Raw genomic sequence first — 6,262 nt, 5'->3', positions numbered from 1 at the left:
CCCTACGTATTACCGCGGCTGCTGGCACGTAGTTAGCCGGGGCTTTCTTCTCAGGTACCGTCACCTTGAGAGCAGTTACTCTCCCAAGCATTCTTCCCTGGCAACAGAGCTTTACGATCCGAAAACCTTCATCACTCACGCGGCGTTGCTCCGTCAGACTTTCGTCCATTGCGGAAGATTCCCTACTGCTGCCTCCCGTAGGAGTCTGGGCCGTGTCTCAGTCCCAGTGTGGCCGATCACCCTCTCAGGTCGGCTACGCATCGTCGCCTTGGTGAGCCGTTACCTCACCAACTAGCTAATGCGCCGCGGGTCCATCTCTAAGTGATAGATTGCTCCATCTTTCCCGATTCAGTCATGCGACCGTATCGCGTATCCGGTATTAGCATTCGTTTCCGAATGTTATCCCAGTCTTAAAGGCAGGTTACCCACGTGTTACTCACCCGTCCGCCGCTAAGTATCAAAGGTGCAAGCACCTTATCAACTCCGCTCGACTTGCATGTATTAGGCACGCCGCCAGCGTTCGTCCTGAGCCAGGATCAAACTCTCCAAATTGGTGTTTGTCTTGCTCAAAAACTTTTATCGCTTTTTCGCTCATCCCGAAGGATTTGCGAGGCAGTTTGTTACTCGTTGTTCAGTTTTCAAAGAGCAATCTATTGTTTCGTTTGTTGCTTGTTTTGTTCGTTGTTGCCGTAAGTCTCAGCGGCGACTTAAATAATATATCACGTGGGCCAAACGATTGCAACACTTATTTTGAAAAACTTTAAATCTTTTTAATAACGTATTATTTTAGTTTAAACAATCTGTTCCAGCTCCATTATTACGCTCTGCACTCGAACAGAGAGACGAGCTTCTTAGATAAGCAATTCTTTTATAATGGAACCTTATTAAAAGGATAGAAAGGATATTGGGAAATAGGCAAGCGATTAGGCAGCTAAATCGTTGTGAAGGAATGTGTTTTATAGCGATGCTTGATTCGTAGAATTCATTGTATTGGTTTAGTGAATTGAATGGTTTCGTTAATAGGCTTGTTTAACAATTCAAACGCTATCTAATTAATTGGTAGGAGGGCCGCTGTCTCTTCTAATTAATATTGTTTCTTTGGCGTATATTTCTCTGCATCCTTTATAAGCTCGAACTTCTTGTTGCTCTTCTTTAATCCCGCATCTACTGTCGTATCAATCGTGATCCAATTACCATTTAGATAAACTTCGTTCCATGCATGGTAAGTATCTACATAGCTGCTCTCGCCCATAATTAGCTTCGTCGGGATATCCAAGCTGCGAAGCATGGCGGCGAATAACGAAGCGTAGCCGTAGCAAATGTCCTTCTGGGATTGAAAAGTACGATCAATGCTTGGAAGATAGTCGGCTGGGAGGTTGGCCGCTAACTTATTATCATAGCTAATATTACTAATCACATACTCATGAATGGCTTTTACCTTCTCATCGTCGGTCTTTTTGCTTTTTGTTAATTGTTTTGCTTTAAGGATGGCATCGCTACTGCTTGTCCAAGCAATATTTTGAGTCGAGTTCAAATACACGGCATTGATGTCCTTCAATTGAAGCGTAATCTTATCCTTATTTACAATTTTATATTTATTGCCGCTTAGGTTCTCCATAAGAGAAATCGTATACTCACCGTTACCAAGCTGTAGGGGAAACCATTCCTCCTCTTTATTCGCTGATAAATTATATGTATAATTGCTTGCGCCTTTTGCAATCATTAGCTTTGTCTTCACTTTTGTATTCACTTCGTAATGAACCGCAATAATTCCCTTGTTCAGGCTTGTTGTATTTAACCAGCCTACTGCTTCATCTGCTTGTGCTGCCGGCATGTGAGACGATAACAATAAAACGAATGCTGCCATTATCAATAGAATAAGCTTTCGCACAGACAAAAACTCCTTTCGGTGGCCAGGCTGCCATCTTAATGAAGGCCCTTTAGCTTTGCGTCCCTACCTTTCGATAGGTTTGCCATTATCGTATGAAGTTTCTAATAATCAAGCTTGTCCTATAAAAAACAAAAAAAGCCTGTCCATTCGGTAGCTGGCTGCCATCTATGGGAAGGCCCTTTAGCTTTGCGTCCCTACCTTTCGATAGGTTTGCCGTTATCGTGTAACGCTTTTATAAGCTCTATTTTACCATATAAATCCACAAAATCATATATACAGACAAAATAATTCATCGGAATTTGGTGATTAGAATAGGTTGCTGCAGTTACCTCTCAGCTATGGAATCAAAAAAAGAACTGCCAGGCAGCAATGCCTAACAGTTCTTTATGGTTATTCACCTGAACGTTGATCTCTCATATGAGGGAACAGCAAAATATCTCTAATCGACGGAGCGTCTGTAAGCAGCATAACAAGTCGGTCAACACCGATTCCTAGTCCGCCTGTTGGCGGCATGCCGTACTCCAGAGCGCGAATGAAATCTTCGTCCATCTCATGCGCTTCATCATTTCCATGCTCGCGTTCAACAAGCTGCGATTCGAAACGCTCACGCTGATCGATTGGATCGTTCAGCTCGGTGAATGCATTGGCATGCTCGCGCGCTACGATAAACAGCTCAAAACGATCAGTAAAGCGCGGATCTGCTTCACTTTTCTTCGCAAGCGGTGAAATAGCTACTGGATGACCGGTAACAAATGTTGGCTGGATCAAAGTATGCTCACAGAATTGCTCGAAGAATGCATTCAAGATATGGCCAAATGTCATATGCGCATCAACTGCGACCTTATGTTCTTTTGCCAATCGCTGTGCTTCTTCATCACTCATCTCAGCGCCGAAATCAACACCAGTGATTTCTTTGACAATCTCAACCATACTTACGCGGCGCCACTGCGGTGTTAGATCCACCTCTTGGCCTTGATACGTAATTTTTGTTGTGCCAAGCACCTCTTGTGCGATGTGCGCGATAAGATTTTCGGTCAATGCCATAATATCCTTGTAGTCGGCATAAGCTTCGTACAGCTCAATCATCGTAAATTCAGGATTGTGGCGAGTCGAAATGCCTTCATTCCGATAAACGCGTCCAATCTCATATACCTTCTCCAGTCCGCCTACGATCAGACGCTTCAAATGAAGCTCGATCGCAATACGCATATACAGCTTCATATCCAGCGCATTATGATGCGTTTCAAAAGGACGTGCCGCTGCTCCCCCTGCAATGGAATGCAAGGTTGGCGTTTCTACCTCTAGGTAGCCGCGGGAGTCTAAGTAGCGACGCATGGATTGAATGATTTTGGAACGTGCAATAAAGGTTTGTTGAACATCCGGATTCACGATAAGGTCAACATAACGCTGGCGATAACGAAGCTCGACATCCTTCAAGCCATGGTACTTGTCCGGCAATGGGAGCAGCGATTTCGTCAGTACTTCAATATCAAGCGCTTTAACTGAGACTTCGCCTGTTTTTGTTTTGAATACGACGCCGTGCACACCAATAATGTCGCCAATATCAAGCAAATCGAAGGCTGCAAACTTGTGCTCTTCAATGCTGTCCTTACGGACATAAATTTGAACTTTTCCGCTTAAATCTTGAATGGTAGCGAATCCCGCTTTACCCATACCGCGCTTCTGCATAATACGGCCGGCAATGCTAACCTTTTCATTAAGCTCTTCAATTTCTTCTTTGCTGGAAGCTTCATGGGCAGATACAATTTCTTTCGCTTGATGAGTGCGTTCGAATTTGCGACCGAACGGATCCACGCCTAGACTGCGAAGCTCGTCCAGTTTGTCCCTGCGAATTTGCAAAAGCTCACTTAGCTCTTGCTCGTTATTTTGATTTTCCACTTCTTCATCTCCTTGACACGATCGGCAAGCGTAAACGGCTTTAACGAATACAGACCGTCAAACTCGTTTCGCGGTAAAATATGAACTAGAACAACGTACAACTAAAATACATTCTTCTATTCTAAACGTTCAAAAAGCTTCCCACAAGGAAGCTTTCCGAACTGCACATTGCAAACCTTATTTTTTAATATCGAGAATTTTGTATTGAATGATGCCCACTGGGACGTTAACTTCCACGATTGTGCCTTGTTTTTTGCCCAAAATCGCTTTACCAACCGGACTTTCATTCGAAATTTTGTTTTGCAGCGGATCTGCTTCAGCAGTACCAACGATGGAATACTCCATGGTATCACCGAACTCCATATCCTCCACCGTTACAATGGAACCGATACTTACGATATCAATATCAATATCGTCATTATTTATAATTCGCGCATTGCGCAGCATTTTCTCAAGGGTAAGAACACGGCCTTCAATGAATGCTTGCTCATTCTTCGCATCCTCATACTCCGAGTTTTCACTGATATCGCCATAGCCAATTGCCACTTTGATACGTTCAGCGACTTCACGACGTTTGACCGACTTTAGGTTCTCAAGTTCATCTTCGAGCTTCCGCAGCCCTTCTTGAGTCAGAATGATTTGCTTATCGTTCATCTATCCGATTCTCCTGTCATGTGACTAATTTTCATACCTCGTATGAATTCACTGATACCTAATATATTACGCTTCTTCCCCATCATACCTGCTGTTGTTTGAAGCGCTCTTGATGTATTTATTGATTATATTGCACGATTATATTGCAAACGTACCCTGAATGTCAATCAAAGCCAAACGAACCAGTGAAACCGTTTCATTCCTATCAGGCGAAACAGAAGCCGCCTAGAAGCGGCTGTTGTCAAATGGTGTCGGATGGCTCTATGTACTCCGGTATCCTTTATATTCGATTGATGTTTATACTAGTGAGCAGCCTGCTCGGCTACAGCCGAATTTGTTGCGGATCCTGCGTTTTGCAGCTCCATTTCGGCTTTCTCTTCCAGTGTTCGAACATAGTTCTCCAAGATGGCTACCATGGTCCGTATGATCCAGCAAGCGTTTAGCTTCCTCTGGAGAAAATACATCGCCATTGCCAATTACGGGAATCCTAACCGCCTCTTTAACTTCCTTTATAATGTCCCAATTAGCCTTGCCTGTATACAATTGCTCGCGTGTACGGCCATGAACGCTAACCGCTTTACCGCCAGCCCGTTCTACTGCCCGTGCATTCTCCACCGCGTAGATATGATCGCTATCCCATCCAATGCGCATTTTAAGTTAATAAGATCTATTAACTGTTGCAGCTATCATCATTATTCACGATCATCGGACATTAATTCCTCGTAGCTGATTCCTAACGTTCTCGCGATATGGTTCAGCAGCTTTGGATCTGTCTTCCTTGTTCCACGTTCAAGCGATCCGAGAACCGCAACAGATACGCCAAGCTCCTTGGCAAGCTCTTGCTGAGTATAGCCCTTCAGCTTTCTAAAGGCTCTGACGCGCTGCGCCAATTGATTGTTTTCCATAACGTGATGCCTTCCTTTCCATCATGAAGCGCTGCTTCAGACGCTGCCTTCACTTGCTCCTGCAGGGGGTGCATTTGTTCGATGACATCATGCAGCGGCACCAGCACGAACGACCGCTCCAGCATACGCGGATGCGGCAGTGTCAGCTCTTCTTGATCCATTATGACATTATGATATAGGAGCAGGTCGAGGTCAATGGTCCTAGGTCCCCAACGTATGTGTCTAACCCGCCCAAGCTTCTGCTCAAATGAAAGAAGCAGGCGCAGTAGGACCAATGGAGGGAGTGTCGTCCGCACAGCCATAACCATATTGAGAAAAGGAGGCTGATCCGTATAGCCAATTGGATCTGTCTCATAAATGCCCGATACTCTGGATGCCTCAATATGCGGATGCGAGTCAATAAGCGCAATGGCTTCCATTAGCAGCTGCTCGCGTTCCCCCATATTAGAACCCAGTGCGATATAAGCTTCCGCCCAAACGCCTTCAGGCGGGAATTGTTCGTCCATCAGCGTCCCGCTTTCTGCGCATCTCCACCGTTACCCCGTCAAAGTGGATGTCAAACGGCGGATGCGGCTTCGTTACTCGTACCGTCACTTCATTTACCATAGTATAAGCTTCCAATACCCGTGATGCAATATGGCCTGTTAAAGCTTCAATGAGCTTAAATGGAGGGCCTTCCACGATTGCTTTGGCGAATCCATGAATTTCAGCATAATTAATCGTGTAGTTAAGATCATCCGTTTGTGCCGCTTGCTCCAGATCCATCCGCAATTCAATATCGACATAAAACTGTTGCCCCAGCTTGTTCTCCTCTGGAAATACACCATGATAACCGTAAAAGCGCATGCCTTTAATAATCATGTTATCCATATTGTCCACTCTCCTGCTCTGAAGTTATTGTATATATGCTTTG

At 44.7% G+C, this 6,262-nt stretch carries 6 protein-coding genes, 1 pseudogene, 2 riboswitches and 1 other annotated feature; all 7 genes and pseudogenes read right to left on the bottom strand.

Features of this window, described 5'->3' with window-relative positions:
• Positions 1-544 (bottom strand) — a sequence feature (16S ribosomal RNA rRNA prediction is too short).
• A gap of 540 nt (positions 545-1,084) precedes the next feature.
• On the bottom strand, positions 1,085-1,891 hold the full coding sequence (locus CEF13_RS00345) for a transglutaminase-like domain-containing protein (protein ID WP_244917025.1): 807 nt from the start codon (positions 1,889-1,891) through the stop codon (positions 1,085-1,087).
• A gap of 14 nt (positions 1,892-1,905) precedes the next feature.
• Positions 1,906-1,985: riboswitch (cyclic di-GMP riboswitch) on the bottom strand.
• 52 nt (positions 1,986-2,037) lie between these two features.
• Positions 2,038-2,116: riboswitch (cyclic di-GMP riboswitch) on the bottom strand.
• Between the two features lie 165 nt (positions 2,117-2,281).
• Positions 2,282-3,790 (bottom strand): lysine--tRNA ligase, encoded by a 1,509-nt coding sequence (gene lysS, locus CEF13_RS00340; RefSeq protein WP_102708906.1) that lies wholly within the window; start codon positions 3,788-3,790, stop codon positions 2,282-2,284.
• A gap of 177 nt (positions 3,791-3,967) precedes the next feature.
• Complete coding sequence (gene greA / locus CEF13_RS00335; RefSeq protein ID WP_102708905.1) at positions 3,968-4,444, bottom strand: transcription elongation factor GreA; 477 nt, start codon at positions 4,442-4,444, stop codon at positions 3,968-3,970.
• 417 nt (positions 4,445-4,861) lie between these two features.
• Positions 4,862-5,101, bottom strand: a pseudogene (locus CEF13_RS00330) (tRNA-dihydrouridine synthase); the annotation flags it as partial.
• Positions 5,102-5,136: 35 nt separating this feature from the next.
• The gene (locus CEF13_RS00325) at positions 5,137-5,349 is read right to left on the bottom strand and encodes a helix-turn-helix domain-containing protein (RefSeq protein ID WP_102708904.1); all 213 of its coding nucleotides are present in this window, start codon (positions 5,347-5,349) and stop codon (positions 5,137-5,139) included.
• Positions 5,301-5,855: a 2-amino-4-hydroxy-6-hydroxymethyldihydropteridine diphosphokinase gene (folK, locus tag CEF13_RS00320; RefSeq protein ID WP_102708903.1), complete on the bottom strand. Its 555-nt coding sequence runs from the start codon at positions 5,853-5,855 to the stop codon at positions 5,301-5,303. Before folK ends, CEF13_RS00325 begins: the two co-directional genes overlap by 49 nt.
• Positions 5,833-6,219: a dihydroneopterin aldolase gene (gene folB / locus CEF13_RS00315; protein ID WP_102708902.1), complete on the bottom strand. Its 387-nt coding sequence runs from the start codon at positions 6,217-6,219 to the stop codon at positions 5,833-5,835. Before folB ends, folK begins: the two co-directional genes overlap by 23 nt.
• Between the last annotated feature and the right edge of the window lie 43 nt (positions 6,220-6,262).

The sequence above is a fragment of the Paenibacillus castaneae genome (genome assembly GCF_002884445.1).
Classification (GTDB): domain Bacteria; phylum Bacillota; class Bacilli; order Paenibacillales; family Paenibacillaceae; genus Pristimantibacillus; species Pristimantibacillus castaneae.
Note: the sequence above shows the minus strand (reverse complement) of the source record. Positions and strands in the feature narration are given on the sequence as shown.

Bases quoted from the DNA above. Each gene is read 5' to 3' on its own strand.
- CEF13_RS00325 (WP_102708904.1), bottom strand. From the start codon at position 5,349: ATGGAAAACAATCAATTGGCGCAGCGCGTCAGAGCCTTTAGAAAGCTG.
- greA (WP_102708905.1), bottom strand. From the start codon at position 4,444: ATGAACGATAAGCAAATCATTCTGACTCAAGAAGGGCTGCGGAAGCTC.
- folK (WP_102708903.1), bottom strand. From the start codon at position 5,855: ATGGACGAACAATTCCCGCCTGAAGGCGTTTGGGCGGAAGCTTATATC.
- folB (WP_102708902.1), bottom strand. From the start codon at position 6,219: ATGGATAACATGATTATTAAAGGCATGCGCTTTTACGGTTATCATGGT.